This is a genomic window from Pseudomonas sp. MWU16-30317 (assembly GCF_020515695.1).
In the GTDB taxonomy this organism is placed as follows: Bacteria; Pseudomonadota; Gammaproteobacteria; order Pseudomonadales; family Pseudomonadaceae; genus Aquipseudomonas.
The window spans coordinates 614,140-632,554 of sequence record NZ_JAIWJA010000001.1 but is presented as its reverse complement, the minus strand read 5'-3'; the positions used below and the strand labels follow the sequence as shown (position 1 = coordinate 632,554).

The following is an 18,415-nucleotide window of genomic DNA, read 5'->3' as shown; positions in this document are numbered from 1 at the left end:
CTTCACTATCATCACTCGATTATCAGCCGACAAGCGACGCCGATGTCCGCACTCATGTCCCCTCTTAAAGAACCGCCCAACAGCGAATCCACGCGTCATCTGGCACTGGTGCTGATCATATTGGTCGGCTGCTCGGTTCTGGGGCTGGTGGCCTGGGAGGCCGTGACGTCGCGCCAGCAAGCGCTCGACGCCGCGCAAGTGACGGTATCGAACCTCTCGCGGTCGTTGACCCAACATGCCGACGATACGGTCGGGGAAGCCGAAACGGTGCTCAGCGGACTTGTCGAGCGGGTGCATAACGACGGCGTCACCGGGCCCCAGCACGAACGCCTGCACCTGGTGCTCAAGCAAACCACGGCCGCACTCGATCAACTGCACGGGCTGTTCATCTATAGCTCCGATGGCCGCTGGCTGGTGACGTCTAACGATGTCGATCCGCCCAATGCCAATAACAGCGATCGCGAATATTTTCTTTGGCATCGCAGCCACCCCGGGCCCGCCGTGCACATTGGAGCGGTCATCGTCAGCCGCTCTACCGGCGAGCTGATCATTCCGGTTTCGCGGCGCCTGGACAACGCCGACGGCTCTTTTGGTGGCGTGGTACTGGCGACACTGAAGGTCGATTACTTCAAGAAATTCTACGACGGCTTCGATCTCGACGAACAAGGCGCCATTGTCCTGGCGTTGGGCGATGGCACTATCCTGATGCGCCGCCCGTACGACCCCAAGGTTATCGGCACGAGTATTGCCAAAGGAGTGATCTACAGCCAGATGCTCCCCCACGCATCGACAGGCGCACGCATGGTGGTATCCGTCGTCGACGGTGTGAATCGCATGATCGCGTATCGAGCCTCCAGCGTTTACCCCCTGCTGATCCTCGCCGCGCAGCCTGAGTCGGCGATTTTCGCCGGTTGGCGTGCCAACTTGTTACGTTCGGCGGTGCTGGTGGCGCTGGTGTTCGCCGTGCTGGGGGCTTTCGCCGTCCTGCTGCTGCGCCAGATCCGCCACAATCAGCGCACCGAGGCAGACTTGCTGCTGGCCCATGCCAGCCTGCAGCAAATGGCCATGCAGGATGGCCTGACGGGGCTCGCCAATCGACGCCAACTGGACCTGGCCCTGCCCCAGGAGATCGGCCGTACCGTGCGCACTGGCCGCCCGCTGGGGCTGATCATGCTCGATATCGATCATTTCAAGCGCTTCAACGATCTGTACGGCCATCCCGCTGGTGATGCGTGCATTCGCGATGTCGGCCGCGCGGTACAGGGCTGCGTCGGCCGTGCAGGCGATCTGGTCGCCCGTTATGGTGGCGAGGAGTTGCTGGTGCTGTTGCCCGAAAGCGACGCCCCCGGTGCCTGGCGCGTCGCCCAGCGCATTGTCGAAGCGGTGCAGGCACTGGCAATCAAGCATGCGGGCAGTGAGCATGGCGTCGTGACGGTCAGTGCCGGACTGCACGTATGGACTGCTACCAACCCGATCCCGACCGCGGAGGCGCTCATCGCTGCAGCCGACGTGGCCCTGTACGCCGCCAAGCACGGCGGTCGCAACCAGGTCTTCCCGACGCTCGATGAGCCGATCCGGGTCCGTCCGCAGGTATTTTGAGACCATGCGCGGCTAGAAACCGCGTAAGGGCTGCTCGTGAATCCGCAAGGTGCTCAGCTCGATGAAGGTGAAAAACCCTTCGCTCCAGCCTGCCGTATCGATATGAAAGACATTGCCCAGCTGCCGCGCCCGCCGCAGCGGCGTGTGGCCGACCACCACCGCGCGCACGTCCTTGACGCCACTGAAGTCGCGGCGCTTGAGGCGCGAGCGCGACCACTGGAAGATCTCGTCGACCCCCCCGCCCGCGTCTGGGGTATAGCCCTCTTGCAGCTCATGCGTCTGCAAGTAAGTGCGCAAGGTGGCCCAGCTGGGGAATGGGCAGTCGGCATGCACCAGACCTATCAGGCCTTCGGCGGTTTCAATCTCGATGGCCACCGGCAAGCGCCGGAATCGCTGGGCAAAACGTTCGCGGGTGGCCTGCGGGCTGTCGATGAACCAGGCCCCGCCGCTCTGCCGGTAATCCATCAGATTGAGCCGCGAGTGGCCAGCCATCAGTTGCAGGGTCAAGACCTCATGGTTGCCCTGCACGGCGAAGAACCAGGGTTTTTCGAGCCAGTCCAGGGCATCGAAGCTGTCAGGGCCGCGATCGACCAGGTCGCCGACGCTGAACAGCCGATCGGTGGCCGGATCGAAACCCAGTTGATTCAGCGCGGCCTGCAGGCGATGAAAATGCCCGTGGATATCGCCCACGGCAAAATCACGCCCGCGGGCGTTGGCCGAAAAATGGGCGAACTGACTCATGGTGCTGCTCTCCTCGAATGCAAGCCTGAACCGTTGCTCATGGTTGCGGGCTGAATATCAGTGAATCGCGGATGCCCTTGACCGCTGTTTCGTTATCGCTGTAGCCCTGGGCCGAGCCAGCATAGGTCAACGACCAGGCACTGCCTTGGGCCGTGGCGGCCACCAGCGTCTGGGTCATGACGTGGCCGCCATTGAGGAGCACCTTGCAGGTGGTTTCCATGGCGGTCAGATTGCCTAGTGTACCGGGATGAATGCTGTTGCAGACGCTTTGATAGCCGCCCTTGGAGAAATCGATCTGCATGGCCTTGCGCATTTCCAGCAGCACGCCGGACAGATTGACCTGGTGGTCGGCCGCCACTGGCGTGCGCGTCAACTCGACCACCATCGCCGGATCACCGTGGTCGTCGGCCTTGACCGCGCGCTGTCGGTGCGCCTGATTGGCAGGGGCTGCGGGCAATGCCTCGACCTGCCAGCCCGGCGGCCAGACGATCACGCTGTCATCGGCCAGCGCCCGGGCGGCGCAAAATACCAGCGCCCAAGGCAGACATTTCAAAGCGTGGCGCGGCCAACCCCGATTAAAAACTACAGAACCTGATGCCAAGGTACAGAACTCGCTCGCGAGAAATTCGAAGCGACCAGTCTCGCAGAGCCAATCGACCGGTTTCAATGGGCTGGTGGAAAACAGCGCACCCCAGGCCACAGATTATTTATCCGCCAATTGAGCCTGGCGCAGAATAAACCACCTGCCTGCTGCGGCGCAGCCCGTCAATTAAGGACATTTATTCTCCCAAGGCCGTCGTACACTGATGCCATCGGCTCACAGCGATTGGGCCTGCCATACCGTTGCACCCCACTAATAAAAAGCACAAAAGCGAGGGTTGTGAAGCGTGAATACCCCCTACGAGCCCCTGCGGCTGCATGTCCCCGAACCCAGCGGTCGGCCTGGCTGCAAGACCGACTTCTCCTATCTCAACCTGGCCGGCGCCGGCAGCGCGCGCAAGCCGCCCATCGATATCGAACCCCGCGAGACCCAGGACCTGGCCGTGGGCCTGGTGCGCGTGCTCGACGAGCAAGGCCGAGCGGTGGGCCCCTGGGCCCCGGAGTTGCCCGCCCAGACCTTGATCGAAGGGCTGCGCGCGATGATTCGCACGCGGCTGTTCGACACCCGCATGGTCACCGCCCAGCGCCAGAAAAAGATGTCGTTCTATATCCAGAGCCTGGGCGAAGAGGCCATCGGCTGCGCCCACGCTCTGGCCTTGCAGTACGACGACATGTGCTTCCCCACCTACCGCCAGCAAGGCATCCTGATGGCCCGCAAGGTGCCGCTGCTGGACTTGATGTGCCAGCTGCTGTCCAACGAGCGCGATCCGCTCAAGGGTCGGCAACTGCCCGCGCTTTATTCGCACAAGGAGGCGGGCTTCTTCACCATCTCCGGCAACCTGGGCACGCAGTTCATCCAGGCCGTGGGCTGGGGCATGGCCTCTGCGATCAAGGGTGACACGCGCATTGCCTCGGGCTGGATCGGCGATGGCGCCACGGCCGAGGCTGATTTCTATAACGGCCTGACCTTCGCCCACGTGTACCGCGCCCCGGTGATCCTCAACGTGGTCAACAACCAGTGGGCGATTTCCAGCTTTCAGGGCATCGCCGGCGGCGAGGCGACCACCTTCGCCGGACGTGGCGTGGGCAGCGGTATCGCGTCGTTGCGAGTGGACGGCAACGACTTCCTTGCCGTGTATGCGGTCAGCCAATGGGCCGCCGAGCGGGCCCGGCGCAACCTGGGCCCGACGTTGATCGAGTGGGTGAGCTACCGCGCCGGGCCGCACTCGACCTCCGACGACCCGACCAAATACCGCCCCGCCGATGACTGGAGCCACTTCCCTCTGGGAGACCCGATCGCGCGCCTCAAGCTGCACTTGATCGAGCTGGGCGTTTGGACCGATGCCGAGCACAGCGAGGCGGTCGCCGAGATCGACGCCGAGATAATCGCTACCTTCAAGGAGGCGCAACGCTACGGCACCCTGCACGATGGCCATGTGGCCAGCGACAGCAGCATTTTCGACGACGTCTACCATGATCTGCCCGAGCACCTGCGCCTGCAACGCGAGCAGATGCAAGCCCTGGCCAGCACCCATCGCCACGGGAGCAGCGCAGCATGAACAGCCAGACCGAACTCCAACCGGCGCTGCAAGACGCCAGCGCTACCACGGTGATGACCATGGTCCAGGCGATCCGCTCGGCCATGGACGTCATGCTGGAGCGCGACGACAACGTCATCGCCTTCGGTGAAGACATCGGCTATTTCGGCGGCGTGTTCCGCTGCACCGAAGGCCTGCAGGCCAAGTACGGCAGGTCACGGGTGTTCGACGCGCCCATCTCCGAGGGCGGCATCGTCGGCGCGGCGGTAGGCATGGGTGCCTACGGACTGCGCCCGGTGGTCGAGATCCAGTTCGCCGACTACGTCTACCCCGCCTACGACCAGATCACCTCCGAGGCCGCCCGACTGCGCCATCGCTCCGCCGGCCAGTTCACCGCGCCGCTGACCCTGCGCATGCCCTGTGGCGGCGGCATTTATGGCGGGCAGACCCACAGCCAGAGCCCGGAAGCCATCTTCACTCAAGTGTGCGGCCTGCGCACCGTGATGCCATCCAACCCCTATGACGCCAAGGGCCTGCTGATCGCCTCCATCGAGTGCGACGACCCGGTGATCTTCCTCGAGCCCAAGCGCCTGTACAACGGGCCGTTTGACGGCCATCACGAGCGGCCGGTGATGCCTTGGTCGAAACACCCCGCCAGTGCCGTGCCGGAAGGTTATTACCGGGTGCCTCTGGATTGCGCGGCCATCGCCCGCCCCGGTCGCGCCGCCACGGTTCTCACCTACGGCACCACGGTGCACGTCGCGATGGCGGCCGCCGAGGAAACCGGTATCGACGCCGAAGTGATCGACCTGCGTAGCCTGTGGCCGCTGGACCTGCAAGCCATCGTCGACTCGGTGCGCAAGACCGGCCGTTGCGTGGTGGTGCACGAAGCGACCCGCACCTGCGGGCTCGGCGCCGAACTGGTGGCCCTGGTGCAGGAGCATTGCTTCCACTGGCTGGAGGCGCCGGTCGAACGCGTCACCGGTTGGGACACCCCCTACCCTCATGCCCAGGAATGGGCCTATTTCCCCGGCCCGACCCGCGTTGGCGCGGCCTTGCAACGCGTCGTGGAGGTTTGAATGGGTACTCACGTCATCAAGATGCCGGACATCGGCGAAGGCATTGCCCAGGTCGAACTGGTGGAGTGGTTCGTCAAGGTCGGCGACAGCGTCAGTGAAGACCAGGTGGTGGCCGATGTCATGACCGACAAGGCCACGGTGGAGATTCCCAGCCCGGTCAGCGGCACGGTCATCTCCCTTGGCGGCGCGCCGGGGGATGTGCTGGCAGTGGGCAGTGATCTGATACGGATCGAAGTGGCTGGCGAGGCTGAACAGGAAGCGCCAGACCCCCTGCGCGAACGGGCTCTGCCCGCGAAAGGGCCAGCCTGTGCTGCGCAAAGTGATCAGACGTCCACTGCCCTGCTCACATCGGTCGACGGTGCCGGACCCTCAGCGGATGAGGCGAAGTTTGAAACGCCTTCGCGCGAAGAGCCCGCTCCCACAGGGCCCGAGAATGACGATCATGCTCAGGTCGAACCCGTCTCCCTACGCACCCTGGCGGCCCCGGCTGTACGCAAACGCGCCGCCGATCTGGGGATCGATCTGCACAGCCTCAACGGCAGCGGTCCTGATGGACAAATCCTGCACGCCGACCTGGATGCTCGATTGCTGGCCGCATGCACCACCGGCGCAAGCCCTGCACGCGCCACCCAGCCCGGCGACGAACAGCAGATCCCGGTCATCGGCCTGCGGCGCAAGATCGCCGAACGCATGCAGGACGCCAAACGCCGCGTCGCTCACTTCAGCTATGTCGAGGAGATCGACGTCACTGCCGTCGAGGCGTTGCGGGTCGATCTCAATCAACGCTGGGGCGAGCAGCGCGGCCGCTTGACCCTGCTGCCGTTGCTGGTGCGCGCACTGGTGATGGCGGTGCGCGAGTTCCCGCAGATCAACGCGCGCTATGACGATGCCGCCCAAGTGATTACCCGCTATGGTGCCGTGCATCTGGGTATCGCGACCCAGAGCGACAGCGGCCTGATGGTGCCAGTGCTGCGCCACGCCGAATCCGCCGACCTGTGGAGCAATGCCAAGGAGATTCAACGCCTGGCCGACGCCGCGCGCCGCGGCAAAGCAACCCGCGAGGAGCTCAGCGGCTCGACACTGACCCTCAGCAGCCTCGGCGCGCTGGGCGGGATTGTCTCGACACCGGTGGTCAATACCCCCGAAGTAGCGATTGTCGGAGTCAACCGCATCGTCGAACGCCCGGTCGTGATCGACGGGCAGATCGTGATTCGCAAAATGATGAACCTGTCGAGCTCGTTCGATCACCGAGTGGTCGACGGAATGGATGCGGCCAAGTTCATTCAAGCGGTCAGACGTTTGCTGGAACAACCGTCGTTGCTGTTTATCGATTGAGCCTGCCTCAACACCTCTAGCGAGGGAGCTTGCTCCCGAAAACCGTGTCGGCCCCGCTCTGTATCGCCACGAGTATTTTCGGCGCCAAGCCTCCTCGCAACAGGTGCGGTACTTGCGCTATCCTCAGGCCCCGCCTACCGCCACACAAGGAGCGCACCCCCGATGGCACCCAAGGATCTGTTCATCGCAATCATCGTAATCATTGCCTGGGGCCTGAATTTCGTGGTGATCAAGGTCGGGCTCGACGGCCTGCCCCCCATGCTTCTGGGGGCCCTGCGCTTTGCCCTGGTCGCCTTCCCCGCCTTGCTTTTCATCAAGCGCCCACAGCTGCCATTGCGCTGGTTGATCGCCTACGGTGCGACCATCTCTCTGGGGCAGTTCGCGTTTCTGTTCGAAGCCATGGCCCACGGCATGCCACCGGGGCTCGCATCGCTAGTGCTGCAGGCACAAGCCTTCTTCACGCTGTTTTTCGCCGCGCTGTTCCTCGGTGAAAAACTCCGCGCGGCCAGTCTGGCGGGCTTGATCGTCGCAGCCCTGGGCCTGGCGCTGATCGGCTTCGATGGCTCACGGCCAACGCCGGTCATTGCGGTGGTGCTGACCCTGTGCGCTGCCGCCATGTGGGCCATGGGCAATATCATCACGCGGCGTTTCGGCAACATCAATCTGGTCGGGCTGGTGGTCTGGGGCGCGCTGATTCCGCCGATTCCATTTTTCGCCCTGTCGCTGTGGCTCGAAGGCCCGGCGCTGATCGAACAATCACTGCTGCACATTGGTCTGCACTCTATCCTGGCGCTGTTTTATCTATCGTTCGTCGCCACCATGCTCGGCTACAGCCTGTGGAGCAAGTTGCTGTCGCGCTACCCGGCCGGCAAGGTCGCGCCCTTCTCGCTGCTGGTGCCGGTGATCGGCCTGGCGTCCGCAGCGTTGCTGCTCGACGAGCGCCTGGGCCAGTTGCAATGGATAGGCGGCGCGCTGGTCATGGCGGGCTTGGCGATCAATGTGTTCGGGCCCAATCTGTGGCGGCGTTTGCAGCCGGTGCAGGCTTGAACTTGATGCGTGGCTTGCGGGGGATACACAACCCCACATGCAACCACCCGGCAATCCCAGGCTCTATACCTCCACATCCCCAACAACAAGATCGTTGCCCATGACCTTCAGTAATATCCCCGCCGAAAGCTGGCTCAATACTCCCGTCCACCGCGCCTGGCTAAAGGTCGAGGCGCAGCGACTGTTACAGTTCGCCCGCGCCGCGCAGATGCCCGACGGCTTCGGCGCTCTGGATCGCTACGGCAAGCTGCCTGACGATGCCCGCGCCGACACCCTGCACACCGCCCGCATGGTCCACTGTTTTGCCATCGCCCACCGCCAAGGCGTCGAAGGCGCGGCGGCATTGGTCGATCACGGTGTCGCGGCGCTGCACGGTGCCCTGCGCGATGCAGCGTTCGGCGGCTGGTTCGGCTGCCCGGACGCGGCCGATGGCGATACCGACAAGCCCGCCTATCGTCACGCGTTCGTCGCCTTGGCCGCCAGTTCGGCACATGTCGCTGACCGACCCGGTGCCAAGGCCTTGCTGGACGACGCCGTCGCCATCCTCGAAGGGCATTTCTGGCAGGAAGAGGAAGGCGCCTTGTGCGAGAGTTTTTCCCGGGACTGGCAGCAATCCGAAGCCTACCGCGGCGGCAACAGCAACATGCACGGCACCGAGGCCTTTCTTGCCCTGGCCGACGCACTGCAAGCCCCGCTGTGGCTGGACCGGGCGCTGCGCATCAGCGAGCGGATCATCCACCGTGAAGCGCGGGCAGCCAATGACATGCCAGTCGAGCATTTCGACGCGCAGTGGCAGCCGCTGCTCGACTACAACCGGGATAAACCCGACGACCTGTTCCGCCCGTTCGGCCAGACCCCCGGGCATGCCTTCGAGTGGGCCCGCCTGCTGTTGCACCTCGAAGCCGCGCGGCGAGTTGCCGGCCTGTCGGCCCCACAGTGGCTGTTAGACGACGCCCGGCACCTGTTTGCCGCCGCCACGCATCACGGCTGGGAGGTCGATGGCGAACCCGGCATCGTCTATACCCTGGACTGGCAACAGCAACCGGTGGTTGCCGATCGCCTGCACTGGACACTGGCCGAAGCGGTCGCGGCGGCCGGCGCCTTGTTGCAGCGCACCGGCGAGATCGAGTACGAGCAGTGGTATCGCCGTTTCTGGGATTACATCGACACCTGGCTGATCGATCGCCAGCATGGCAGCTGGCATCATCAACTGGGCGCCGACAATCAGCCCAGTCACACGATCTGGCCGGGCAAACCGGATCTTTATCACGCCTATCAGGCTACCTTGTTGCCGCTTCTGCCGTTGCATCCGAGCCTCGCCAGCGCCCGCTTTTGACGGTCGATGCCTGGAGCGAGAGGGCAAGGTCTCTCGCTCCGGGGGTGTGAAACCACCACCAACCATCGCCTTCATTGACCCACGTAGGAAAATCTTCACATTGCAGGGCTAGGCTTGGAGTCCCACTCAAAGGGTCCATCCGATGAATACCTCCGCCGAACATATGCACCGCGCCGTAGAAGCGCGTCCTCGTCTCGAACACCCCGTGGGCAAACGCAGCATCCTGTTGTTCTGCGGCCTGCTGATCGTGGGCATGGTCATCACCGCTTGGGGTATTTTCAGCGATGTCGACCAGGCCGGTACGGTCGCCAGTACCTGGCTGCCCTATGGCCTGCTGGGCCTGGCACTGCTGATTGCCTTGGGCTTTGAGTTCGTCAACGGTTTCCACGACACTGCCAACGCTGTTGCCACGGTCATCTACACGCATTCGCTGCCAGCCAATGTCGCGGTGGTCTGGTCGGGATTTTGCAACTTCGCCGGCGTGCTGTTCTCCAGCGGCGCGGTGGCGTTCGGCATCATCGCCCTGCTACCTATCGACATGATCCTGCAGGTCGGCTCCAGCAACGGCTTCGCGATGATCTTTGCCTTGCTGATCGCGGCCATTATCTGGAACCTTGGCACCTGGTGGTTTGGGCTACCGGCGTCTTCCTCCCACACCCTCATCGGCTCGATCCTGGGCGTGGGCGTGTGCAGCGCCTTGATCAACGGCCGCCCTGGCAGCGAGGGGGTGGACTGGAATCAAGTCACCAAGGTCGGCTACACCCTGCTGCTGTCACCGATCGTGGGCTTTGTCTGCGCCGCCCTGCTGCTGATGCTCATGCGCGTATTGATCAAGCAACGCGAACTGTACCGCGCACCGGTCGGCAACCAGCCACCGCCGGCGTGGATTCGCGGGCTGCTGATCCTGACCTGTAGCGGCGTGTCGTTTGCCCACGGTTCCAACGACGGCCAGAAAGGCATGGGCCTGATCATGCTGATCCTGGTGGGCACCTTGCCCATGGCCTATGCGCTGAACCGCGCCGTCCCCTCTACCCAGACCACGCAGTTCGTGGCGGTCGCGCAAGTCACCCATGATGGCCTGATGCAAGCTGCTCCCGGGGCAGCACCGGCAGATCCTTACGCCGTTTTGCTGGAGTTCGTACGCACCCATCAGAACAGCCCCCAAGTGGTACCGGCACTGGCCGCCGTCACTGGGCGCATTGCGGACGAGGTGCAGAACTACGGCACCCTGGACCGCGTGCCGGCGCAGGCCATGAACAACGTGCGCAACGATATGTTCCTGACCTCCGAGACCATTCGCCTGGTCAACCAGCAGCACCTGAGCAGTTTCAGCGCGCAGACGCAGACCAACCTCAACGAGTTCAAGCGTCAGATCGACGAAGCCACGCGGTTCATTCCGGCCTGGGTCAAGGTCGCTGTGGCCATTGCGCTGGGCCTGGGCACGTTGGTCGGCTGGCGACGCATCGTGGTGACGGTCGGCGAGCGCATCGGCAAGACCCACCTCACCTATGCGCAGGGCGCCAGCGCCGAACTGGTGGCCATGGCGACCATCGGCGCGGCGGACGTGTTCGGCATGCCGGTCTCCACCACCCACGTGCTGTCCTCGGGCGTCGCCGGCACCATGGCCGCCAACGGCAGCGGCCTGCAATGGGCGACCGTGCGCAACCTGTTGCTGGCGTGGGTGTTCACGCTGCCTGCGGCGATGTTGCTGTCGGCGGGGTTGTACGCGTTGTTCCATGCCCTCTTCTGAATCTGTAGCGAGGGGGCAACCCCCCTCGCAACCCAAACAAAACCCGGCGATGCCTGAGGGATTGACTACGCTTTGAGAAGAACAATGGCGTAGACATTCGTTTGAGGGCATCCATGAAATCCATAAAAGAAATGCTCCATTGGTCCGCGTTCAGCGGTTATGTGCAAGCTGCCGATGTGTATGCCAAGGGCCGGCCGGGCTACCCCCCACAGGTCAACAAGTGGTTGAAGGACGTCATCAAGGTTGGCCACGACACCGTGGTGCTCGACCTCGGTGCTGGCACCGGCAAGTTCACCCAGCTCTTGCTGGATCTTGAAGCCAAGGTCATCGCCGTTGAACCAGTGCAGGCCTTGCTCGACCGATTCAAGAAGAATTTCCCTCAGGTACCCGCCTACCTGGCAGCAGCCGAAGCGCTGCCAAGCGAACTGCGCGATCACTCGGTAGACGTGGTCGTCTGCGCCCACGCCTTTCACTGGTTTGCCAACAACGAGGCCATGGCGCAGATCCATCGGGTACTCAAGCCAGGTGGGCGCCTGGTGATGCTATGGAATCTGCGTGATACCCGCGAGCCCTGGGTCGCCGAAGTGGCAGGGCTGGTCAGCGAGCTGGCGAGCGACAATCCGCGCTACTACAGCCAGGAGTGGCGCAAGGTCTTCCCTTATGGGAAGTTCGCACCGCTGCACGAGGAACATTTCGCCCATCTGCACACGGGCGCGCCGGAGGATGTGATCGTCAATCGGGTCAAGTCGATCAGCTTTATCGCCTCCAAGCCCCAGACTGAACAGGACGCTATTCTGGCCAAAGTGCGAGGGGTGATCGCCAATCATGTGGATCTCAAGGGCAAGGACTCGGTGTCAGTGCCCTACGACACAGCGGCGTTCTATACCGTGAAGATATTGCCGTAGGAGCTTGAGCGTGAGTCGCCTGTGCGGGCCTCTTCTCGTGCAGTTTTGCTCCCCGCAGTGCTAGCCGAACTCGAAGCGTTCGACTCGCGGTGTGCAATCGGTACTAGCCTCTGCGCCGTCGAAAGCGCACCTTTGACCCCACAGGTGTACGATTCAGGGTCAGTCAACGCTGTGGGAGCAAGGCTTGCCCGCGAAGGCGTCCTTCAAGACGCCTCGCGGCCCAAGCCAGCCGCATCAAGCTGAAGGCAACGCGTTCCCGCCTATCGTGGTATCTGGCGAAACACGCGGCTCTGGCGGCTTGACCAACGCGCGCGCCACGCTCAGCACCACCACCGCCGCGATCAGGTCGAACGCCGCCAGCACTACGAACAGCGGGCTGTAGCCGACCTTGGTGACCAGCACACCAAACACCATGGTGAACGCTGCAGCCCCCAGATAGCCGAACATGCCGCCCATACCGGTCGCTGTCGCCACTTCGTTCTTGCCGAACGAGTCAGAGGTGATCGAATACAGCGCCCCGGACAAGGTCTGGTGCGCGAAGCCACCGATGCACAGCAAGGCGATGGCCGTGTACGGGCTGTCCACCAGGCCGATGCAGGCTGGGCCGATCATGCACAGGCAACCGAACAGCATCACCAGCTTGCGTGATGTGAACAGCGAAACCTTCAGGTAGCGATGGAAAAACGGGCTCAGGTAGCCACCCAGCACGCAGCCGATGTCGGCAGCCAGGAAGGGCAGCCAGGCGAACATGGCGATTTCCTTGATGTTCATGTGACGCTCGGTCATCAGGTACAGCGGGATCCACGCGTTGAACGTCTGCCAGGCCGGCTCCGACAAGATCCGCGCCGAGGCGATGGCGTAGAAGTTGCGCGAGGTGATGATCTTTTTCCAGCTGCCTTTTTGCCGGGGCACGTCCTTGAAATGCGCCTCCTGGCCAGACAGGATGTACTCGCGCTCAGTGTCACTGAGGGCTTTCTGATCCTTGGGATGCTTGTACAACACTGCCCACAGGCCGGTCCAGACGATACCCAGGCCGCCTACCACCAGAAACGCCAACTCCCAGCCGCTGTGCAGAATCGCCCAGACTACCAGCGGCGGCGCCAGCAGCGCACCGAATGAGGAGCCGATATTGAACCAGCCGATCGCCACCGAGCGTTCCTTGGCCGGGAACCATTCGGTGGTGGCCTTGACGCCGGCGGGCAGACCCGCAGCCTCGGTCAGGCCCAACAGCCCGCGCAGAAACGCCAGGCTCTGCCAGCCCGTGGCCATGGCCGCGCCCGCACACGCCACCGACCAGGCGAGGGCGAAAATGGCGAAGCCCATCTTGGTGCCGATGGCATCGATGATGTAGCCGGCCACCGGTTGCATGAGCGCATAGCAGACTTGCCAGGCGACCACGATCTGGGCGTATTGCGCGGTGGAAATACTCAGATCGGTCATCAATGTCGGCGCCGCCACCGACAGCGTATTGCGGGCCAGATAGTTGACCACCAGGCCGGCCGTGACCAACCCGACCATCCACCAGCGGATGCCTTTGATTTTCATCGTTTCACCTGAATTTGTTGTTGGAATGTGAACGCAGGGGTCGTTACGACAAGGCGTCGCCCGCCCCGATGGCAGCTGTGCTCAGCTGACCGGTACGAGCAAGAATGAAGGGTTGCCGAACACCTCGGCGGACGATCGGGTGTGGTGAATGCTGAAACAGAACTGCCGACGTGGGAGGTTCATCATGGCGGTCTACTCGGGTTTTATTGTTATGTGGCGGCGCTGTCGGGGAGACAAGTCGTCGTACCACTGCGCTATTTATAGCGAGTTGTTTCCAGATATGTCAAACGAAAATATCGGACCTGTCAGGATGACTGAACGGTTCTTGGAATGACTGCTGCGCACTACTTAGCCTAGCTATAACTGAATATGGGGCCCTAAGCATCGCGAGCAGCTCTCAGCTCTACATTCCTCTCTTGACGATCTTGTACGACAACATAACAGCTGACAGAATAACCCTGATATGAGCTAAGCTTTTGTACGCCGACCCTGTAGCGAGGCGGCTTGCCCCCGATGGCAACCTTGGGGAAATACCGCTATCCGGGGGCCGCCCCCTCGCTACAGGTTGATCACCTCCAATAACAATTCGGGATTTTTTCATGAGCAGCAGCCCTACCCCTTTCAATCGCCTTTTGCTGACCGGTGCCGCTGGCGGCCTGGGCAAGGTCCTGCGCGAGCGCCTCAAGCCCTACGCCAACATCCTGCGGCTGTCCGATATCGCCGAGATGCCTGCGGCGACTTCGGCGCACGAGGAGGTCGTGCGCTGCGACCTGGCCGACAAACAGGCCGTCGACCAGCTCGTCGAGGGCGTCGATGCGATCCTGCACTTTGGTGGAGTGTCCACCGAGCATTCGTTCGAAACCATCCTCGGCGCCAACATCTGCGGCACCTTTCATATCTACGAGGCGGCCCGGCGCCATGGGGTCAAGCGGGTGATCTTCGCCAGTTCCAACCACGTCATCGGTTTTCATCAGCAGACCGAGACCCTGGACGCCCATTGCCTGCGACGCCCGGACAGCTATTACGGGCTGTCGAAGTCGTATGGTGAAGACCTGGCGAGTTTCTATTTCGATCGTTATGGCATCGAGACCGTCAGTGTGCGCATCGGCTCGTCCTTCCCGGAACCGCAGAACGTGCGGATGCTGGCCACCTGGTTCAGCTATGACGACCTGGTGCAGCTGATGGAGCGCGCGCTGTACGCCAGCGACGTGGGGCATACCGTGGTTTATGGGGTCTCGGACAACAAAGCCGGCTGGTGGGACAACCGTTATGCCGCGCACCTGGGCTATAAGCCCAAGGACAGCTCCGAGCCGTTCCGCGAGAAGGTCGAAGCCTTGCCGCCGCTACCGGCCGACGATCCGCAACGTATCTATCAGGGCGGTGCGTTCGCGGCGATGGGGCCGTTCGAGGGCAAGTAGATCAGGGTTGGCATCACCTATACCCCCGCGCCTGCAGATCGAACAACTGCGCATAACGCCCGCCAGCCGCCATCAGGCTGGCGTGGTCGCCGCGCTCCAGCACCCTGCCCTGATCCAGCACGACAATATGCTCGGCATTGCGCACGCTGGAAAAGCGGTGGCTGATCAACAGCGTCATACGTCCGCGCGCATATTCGCGAAAGTGCTCGAACACCGCCGCTTCGGCGCTGGCGTCGAGTGCCGCCGTGGGCTCGTCCAGAATGAGAATGTCAGCCTCACGGCGCATATAGGCCCGCGACAAGGCGATCTTCTGCCATTGCCCGCCTGACAACTCCTGCCCTCCCGCAAACCAACGGCCCAATTGCGTGCCATAGCCCTGGGCCAGGCCTTCGATAAAGGGCGCTGCCATGCCCTGCTCCGCAGCTTCCTGCCAGCGCTGGTGATCGTCGAACGCGCGCACATCGCCCACACCGAGGTTCTCGCCGACCGAAAACTGATAGCGAATGTAATCCTGGAAGATCACCCCGATGCGCTCACGCAGCGCGGCTTCATCCCAACTTTGCAGGTCGCTGCCATCCAACAGGATGCGGCCCTGCTCGGGCTGATAAAGACGGGTGATCAGCTTGATCAGCGTGGTCTTGCCCGAACCGTTTTCGCCCACCAGCGCTACGCTGCGCCCAGGCGCCAGGTGCAGGTCGATGCCTTCGAGCGTCATGCGTCCGGCACCGGGATAGCGAAACCCCACGCCTTCGAGACGCAGGCCGTCGCCCGGCTTGATCCCCACGGTCAGGCTGCCGCCAACGGTAGTGACCGGCTGCGCCAGATACTCATGCAGATCCGCCAGGTACAAGCCATCTTCGTACAAGCCGCCGATCGCACTCAGACTGCTGCTCACCGCGCTTTGCCCCTGCTTGAACAGCACCAGGTACATGGTCATCTGCCCCAGACTGATATGCCCGTTCACGGTGTCGATCACCACCCAGGCATACGCCAGGTAAAACGCTGCGGTGCCCAGCAACCCGAGGGCGAATCCCCAACTGTCGCGCCGCAAGGTCAGGCGCCGGTCCTCGGCATAGAGCCGGCCATAGGCGTCGCGATAACGTTGCAACAGCAGGGGCGCGAAGCCAAACAGCTTGACCTCCTTGATGTGCGCCTCCTGGGACAGCAGCGCTTCGATATAGCTTTGCCGACGGCTTTCCGGCGCGCGCCGGGTGAACAGGCGGAACGCATCCCCAGAGAAATGCGCCTCGGCAAAAAAAACCGGCAGTGCGCCGATCAGCAATATCGCCAGCGCCCAAGGCGAAAAGTGCACCAGCAGCACGGCGAAGCTGATCAGCTGGATCAGGTTCTGCACCAGCCCCAGTGATTTGGTCACCAAAGCCAGTGGCCGCGTCGATGCTTCGCGACGCACGCGCACCAGCTTGTCGTAGAACTCGGAGTTTTCAAACTGCAGCAGCGATAACGTCTGGGCCTTTTCAAGGATCAGCAGATTGACCTTCTGCCCCAACTGCGCGCGCAGCAAGGATTGCTGCACCGACAGCCCCCGTTGCGCGCCCGCCAGCAAGGCCAGCACGCCGGCCTCCAGCAACACATAGCGCAACACCGGCCATAGCGGTGGGCCTGACGCGCTGGGCGGCAGGGCCATAGAGTGCACCACCGCATCGACGATACGCTGCCCGACCCAGGCCGCCAGCGCTGGCAACATCCCCGCCACGAGGGTGACGATGATCAGGCCGATGAACAGCCCGCGTGACGTCTGCCACACCAGGCCCATGGCCCGCGCCGCTTGAACAAAGAAACCCCTGAAGCGTTGGAGCACTGGCATGCGACGATGAGCCTCGCAGTTATAAAGTTGTGTCAGGATATAATCAGCCCAATGATGGTCAGTTAACCCATGAAATTACAGAAAACTTTTCCCCTGCCTTTTTGGTTGCGGCGCGTGTTGCGCCCGCTCCTGGACCCTTATCGCCGGTATCGGCACGCGCGGCTTATTCACGCCGGCCGCATCGTGGTCAGTCTGCTCGCGAGCATTTTGCTGACCACCGGCCTGAACCTGCCCCATGGCGAGTGGGCCTCGGTGACGCTGCTGATCGTCATCGGCGGCTTGCAACACCACGGCAACATCGGCAAGAAATCCATCGAGCGCGCCTGGGGTACCTTGATCGGCGCCGGCCTGGGCCTGGCGCTGGTGGCACAGCAGAACTATCTGGGCCTGCCCCTGCTGACCTACGTGCTGATGTGCCTGGCCTGCGGGTTTTTCGCCTATCACGCCATTGGCAAGGGCGGCTACACGGCATTGCTGTCGGCGATTACCCTGTTCATCGTCGCCGGCCATGGCGACAATCCGATGTCCGACGGTTTGTGGCGCACGGTCGATATCCTCATCGGCATCGCCCTGGCGCTGGCGTTCTCCTTCGCGTTGCCGCTGTATGCGGTGTACTCGTGGCGCTACAACCTCGCCAGTGGCTTGCGTGATTGCGCACAGGTGCATGCGCGGCTCATCAACGGCGAATCGGTGAGCAGTGACGAATTGGTCAGGCTCATGAACCGTCTCAACGCGACCATGCTGCAACTGCGCTCGCTGATGCCGTCGGTGTCCAAGGAAGTCAAGGTATCCATGACTCAGCTGGACGAGATCCAGCGCTTGTTCCGCATGTGCCTGAGCAGCCTTGAATTGCTCGGCAACCTGCGTCCCAACGTCAATGACGAAGGGGCCATGGCGGTGCTGCGTGACAACCTGCTGGGCGAGCACCGCAAGATTCGTCATCAGTTCATCGCCATGGCGCGCGCCCTGCAGGCGGGCGCCATCGATAGACTGGAACGCCAGATCGATGCCCCGCCACTGCGCGCCGTGCCCGCCGAATGGGTGGGTTATCAGATGATGACCGTGCAGCTGTCGCACACGTTGGATGCCATGCAGGGCAAGCTTGCGCGCACCGCGCGGCGGTGGAAGATCTGAGATCGAGGGCGATTCGAACGGCCTCTATTTCTCCAACCCCAACCGCTGATGCCAGTCGGCGATCGACTCCTTGGGATATTTCTCGAACTGCTGGTCCTTGGGCCCAGCCTGGACCTCGACCCAGGGCGCCTTGGAGTCGAGCAACAAGTGGGTATGCTCCGGCGGTACGGGTAGCGGCGTATCGATGGCGCTGGCGAAGGGGTGAATCAGCTCTGGCCATTCAGGGCTGAACAGCCACAACGCACTTGCGCACAGATGGCAGAAATGCCGCTCGGCGCTACTGGCGTGGCTGCGTTGCTCGCCCTTCTCGCGCATTTTCGCGTGATAGATGCTGATGTTCTTGCGGCCCTGGACCTTGAGGGTCGTCGCATCGCCACCCAGGTTGATGGCATAGCCGCCACCGCCCTGGGTCTTGCGGCAAATCGAGCAGTAGCAGCGTTGATAAGGGTACGGGTGGGCGCTGTCGAGGCTGAAGGTGACGGCGCCGCAATGGCAAGATCCTTCCAGGTGCATGGTGAGGCTCCCGATCGCTGAGTGTTGAAGATAGACACCCGCACGGCGCT

The 18,415-nt window shown here is 62.8% G+C and carries 15 protein-coding genes; 10 read left to right on the top strand and 5 right to left on the bottom strand.

Features of this window, described 5'->3' with window-relative positions:
• Window positions 1-54 precede the first annotated feature (54 nt).
• Entirely contained in the window at window positions 55-1,599 is a 1,545-nt protein-coding gene (locus LIX93_RS02835; RefSeq protein ID WP_226502488.1) for a sensor domain-containing diguanylate cyclase, read from the top strand.
• Between the two features lie 12 nt (window positions 1,600-1,611).
• On the opposite strand, the gene LIX93_RS02830 is transcribed toward LIX93_RS02835, so the two are convergent.
• Window positions 1,612-2,340 (bottom strand): metallophosphoesterase, encoded by a 729-nt coding sequence (locus tag LIX93_RS02830; RefSeq protein WP_226502487.1) that lies wholly within the window; start codon window positions 2,338-2,340, stop codon window positions 1,612-1,614.
• A 37-nt stretch (window positions 2,341-2,377) separates the two neighbouring features.
• Window positions 2,378-2,893, bottom strand: coding sequence for a DUF4946 domain-containing protein (locus tag LIX93_RS02825; RefSeq protein ID WP_226502486.1), 516 nt, complete (start codon window positions 2,891-2,893; stop codon window positions 2,378-2,380).
• Between the two features lie 334 nt (window positions 2,894-3,227).
• On the opposite strand from LIX93_RS02825, the gene LIX93_RS02820 reads away from it, so the two are divergent.
• The 7 genes from LIX93_RS02820 to LIX93_RS02790 all read left to right on the top strand — a co-directional run bounded on the left by LIX93_RS02820 (window position 3,228) and on the right by LIX93_RS02790 (window position 11,930).
• Complete coding sequence (locus tag LIX93_RS02820) at window positions 3,228-4,499, top strand: 3-methyl-2-oxobutanoate dehydrogenase (2-methylpropanoyl-transferring) subunit alpha (protein WP_226502485.1); 1,272 nt, start codon at window positions 3,228-3,230, stop codon at window positions 4,497-4,499.
• Window positions 4,496-5,557: an alpha-ketoacid dehydrogenase subunit beta gene (locus tag LIX93_RS02815; protein WP_226502484.1), complete on the top strand. Its 1,062-nt coding sequence runs from the start codon at window positions 4,496-4,498 to the stop codon at window positions 5,555-5,557. Before LIX93_RS02820 ends, LIX93_RS02815 begins: the two co-directional genes overlap by 4 nt.
• Window positions 5,558-6,892, top strand: coding sequence for a dihydrolipoamide acetyltransferase family protein (locus tag LIX93_RS02810; RefSeq protein ID WP_226502483.1), 1,335 nt, complete (start codon window positions 5,558-5,560; stop codon window positions 6,890-6,892).
• 162 nt (window positions 6,893-7,054) lie between these two features.
• A complete protein-coding gene (locus LIX93_RS02805) occupies window positions 7,055-7,939 on the top strand; it encodes an EamA family transporter (RefSeq protein WP_226502482.1) in 885 nt (294 codons plus the stop codon).
• A 100-nt stretch (window positions 7,940-8,039) separates the two neighbouring features.
• On the top strand, window positions 8,040-9,275 hold the full coding sequence (locus tag LIX93_RS02800) for an AGE family epimerase/isomerase (protein WP_226502481.1): 1,236 nt from the start codon (window positions 8,040-8,042) through the stop codon (window positions 9,273-9,275).
• A 163-nt stretch (window positions 9,276-9,438) separates the two neighbouring features.
• Entirely contained in the window at window positions 9,439-11,025 is a 1,587-nt protein-coding gene (locus LIX93_RS02795) for an inorganic phosphate transporter (RefSeq protein ID WP_226502846.1), read from the top strand.
• A gap of 122 nt (window positions 11,026-11,147) precedes the next feature.
• Entirely contained in the window at window positions 11,148-11,930 is a 783-nt protein-coding gene (locus LIX93_RS02790; RefSeq protein WP_226502845.1) for a class I SAM-dependent methyltransferase, read from the top strand.
• A gap of 234 nt (window positions 11,931-12,164) precedes the next feature.
• Here LIX93_RS02790 and LIX93_RS02785 read toward each other — a convergent pair whose 3' ends face one another.
• Window positions 12,165-13,448, bottom strand: a complete 1,284-nt coding sequence (locus tag LIX93_RS02785; RefSeq protein ID WP_226502844.1) for an MFS transporter — start codon at window positions 13,446-13,448, stop codon at window positions 12,165-12,167.
• A 626-nt stretch (window positions 13,449-14,074) separates the two neighbouring features.
• On the opposite strand from LIX93_RS02785, the gene LIX93_RS02780 reads away from it, so the two are divergent.
• Entirely contained in the window at window positions 14,075-14,893 is an 819-nt protein-coding gene (locus LIX93_RS02780; protein ID WP_226502480.1) for an NAD(P)-dependent oxidoreductase, read from the top strand.
• A gap of 13 nt (window positions 14,894-14,906) precedes the next feature.
• Here the strand turns inward: LIX93_RS02780 and LIX93_RS02775 are convergent, their stop codons facing one another.
• Window positions 14,907-16,718, bottom strand: a complete 1,812-nt coding sequence (locus LIX93_RS02775) for an ABC transporter ATP-binding protein (protein WP_226502479.1) — start codon at window positions 16,716-16,718, stop codon at window positions 14,907-14,909.
• A 69-nt stretch (window positions 16,719-16,787) separates the two neighbouring features.
• Here LIX93_RS02775 and LIX93_RS02770 point away from each other — a divergent pair, with 69 nt between their 5' ends.
• Entirely contained in the window at window positions 16,788-17,852 is a 1,065-nt protein-coding gene (locus LIX93_RS02770) for an FUSC family protein (RefSeq protein ID WP_226502478.1), read from the top strand.
• 24 nt (window positions 17,853-17,876) lie between these two features.
• Here LIX93_RS02770 and LIX93_RS02765 read toward each other — a convergent pair whose 3' ends face one another.
• The gene (locus tag LIX93_RS02765; RefSeq protein ID WP_226502477.1) at window positions 17,877-18,365 is read right to left on the bottom strand and encodes a GFA family protein; all 489 of its coding nucleotides are present in this window, start codon (window positions 18,363-18,365) and stop codon (window positions 17,877-17,879) included.
• Between the last annotated feature and the right edge of the window lie 50 nt (window positions 18,366-18,415).

Coding starts and splice junctions, on each gene's coding strand:
- LIX93_RS02805 (WP_226502482.1), top strand. CDS start 7,055: ATGGCACCCAAGGATCTGTTCATCGCAATCATCGTAATCATTGCCTGG.
- LIX93_RS02795 (WP_226502846.1), top strand. CDS start 9,439: ATGCACCGCGCCGTAGAAGCGCGTCCTCGTCTCGAACACCCCGTGGGC.
- LIX93_RS02775 (WP_226502479.1), bottom strand. CDS start 16,718: ATGCCAGTGCTCCAACGCTTCAGGGGTTTCTTTGTTCAAGCGGCGCGG.
- LIX93_RS02780 (WP_226502480.1), top strand. CDS start 14,075: ATGAGCAGCAGCCCTACCCCTTTCAATCGCCTTTTGCTGACCGGTGCC.
- LIX93_RS02810 (WP_226502483.1), top strand. CDS start 5,558: ATGGGTACTCACGTCATCAAGATGCCGGACATCGGCGAAGGCATTGCC.
- LIX93_RS02800 (WP_226502481.1), top strand. CDS start 8,040: ATGACCTTCAGTAATATCCCCGCCGAAAGCTGGCTCAATACTCCCGTC.
- LIX93_RS02835 (WP_226502488.1), top strand. CDS start 55: ATGTCCCCTCTTAAAGAACCGCCCAACAGCGAATCCACGCGTCATCTG.
- LIX93_RS02830 (WP_226502487.1), bottom strand. CDS start 2,340: ATGAGTCAGTTCGCCCATTTTTCGGCCAACGCCCGCGGGCGTGATTTT.
- LIX93_RS02785 (WP_226502844.1), bottom strand. CDS start 13,448: ATGGTCGGGTTGGTCACGGCCGGCCTGGTGGTCAACTATCTGGCCCGC.
- LIX93_RS02770 (WP_226502478.1), top strand. CDS start 16,788: ATGAAATTACAGAAAACTTTTCCCCTGCCTTTTTGGTTGCGGCGCGTG.
- LIX93_RS02815 (WP_226502484.1), top strand. CDS start 4,496: ATGAACAGCCAGACCGAACTCCAACCGGCGCTGCAAGACGCCAGCGCT.
- LIX93_RS02765 (WP_226502477.1), bottom strand. CDS start 18,365: ATGCACCTGGAAGGATCTTGCCATTGCGGCGCCGTCACCTTCAGCCTC.